Consider the following 1,428-nt stretch of genomic DNA (forward strand, 5'->3'; position numbering starts at 1 on the left):
TAAGGCTGAGACCTGATGCCGAGCCGATTGTGGTGAAGTGGATGATCCTATGCTGTCGAGAAAAGCCTCTAGCGAGTTTCATGGCGGCCCGTACCCTAAACCGACTCAGGTGGTCAGGTAGAGAATACCGAGGCGTTCGGGTGAACTATGGTTAAGGAACTCGGCAAAATGCCCCCGTAACTTCGGGAGAAGGGGGGCCATCACTGGTGATCGGACTTGCTCCGTGAGCTGGGGGTGGCCGCAGAGACCAGCGAGAAGCGACTGTTTACTAAAAACACAGGTCCGTGCGAAGCCGTAAGGCGATGTATACGGACTGACGCCTGCCCGGTGCTGGAACGTTAAGGGGACCGGTTAGTGACCTTTCGGGGTTGCGAAGCTGAGAACTTAAGCGCCAGTAAACGGCGGTGGTAACTATAACCATCCTAAGGTAGCGAAATTCCTTGTCGGGTAAGTTCCGACCTGCACGAATGGCGTAACGACTTCTCGACTGTCTCAACCATAGGCCCGGTGAAATTGCACTACGAGTAAAGATGCTCGTTTCGCGCAGCAGGACGGAAAGACCCCGGGACCTTTACTACAGTTTGATATTGGTGTTCGGTTCGGCTTGTGTAGGATAGGTGGGAGACTTTGAAGCCGTGACGCCAGTCATGGTGGAGTCGCCGTTGAAATACCACTCTGGTCGTGCTGGATGTCTAACCTCGGTCCGTGATCCGGATCAGGGACAGTGTCTGATGGGTAGTTTAACTGGGGCGGTTGCCTCCCAAAGGGTAACGGAGGCGCCCAAAGGTTCCCTCAGCCTGGTTGGCAATCAGGTGTTGAGTGTAAGTGCACAAGGGAGCTTGACTGTGAGACCGACGGGTCGAGCAGGGACGAAAGTCGGGACTAGTGATCCGGCGGTGGCTTGTGGAAGCGCCGTCGCTCAACGGATAAAAGGTACCCCGGGGATAACAGGCTGATCTTCCCCAAGAGTCCATATCGACGGGATGGTTTGGCACCTCGATGTCGGCTCGTCGCATCCTGGGGCTGGAGTCGGTCCCAAGGGTTGGGCTGTTCGCCCATTAAAGCGGTACGCGAGCTGGGTTTAGAACGTCGTGAGACAGTTCGGTCCCTATCCGCTGTGCGCGTAGGAATATTGAGAAGGGCTGTCCCTAGTACGAGAGGACCGGGACGGACGAACCTCTGGTGTGCCAGTTGTCCTGCCAAGGGCATGGCTGGTTGGCTACGTTCGGGAGGGATAACCGCTGAAAGCATCTAAGCGGGAAGCCTGCTTCAAGATGAGTATTCCCACCTCCTTGAGAGGGTAAGGCTCCCAGTAGACGACTGGGTTGATAGGCCAGATGTGGAAGCCCGGTAACGGGTGAAGCTGACTGGTACTAATAGGCCGAGGGCTTGTCCTCAGTTGCTCGCGTCCACTGTGTTAGTTCTGAA

The 1,428-nt window shown here is 56.0% G+C and carries 1 rRNA gene; it reads left to right on the plus strand.

The annotated features are described in order from the left end of the window. Positions 1 to 1,397: ribosomal RNA gene (locus tag ACIQ5Y_RS39850) — 23S ribosomal RNA — on the plus strand; the annotation flags it as partial. Positions 1,398 to 1,428: the final 31 nt, after the last annotated feature.

Source organism: Streptomyces sp. NPDC096339, assembly GCF_044762985.1.
In the GTDB taxonomy this organism is placed as follows: Bacteria; Actinomycetota; Actinomycetes; order Streptomycetales; family Streptomycetaceae; genus Streptomyces.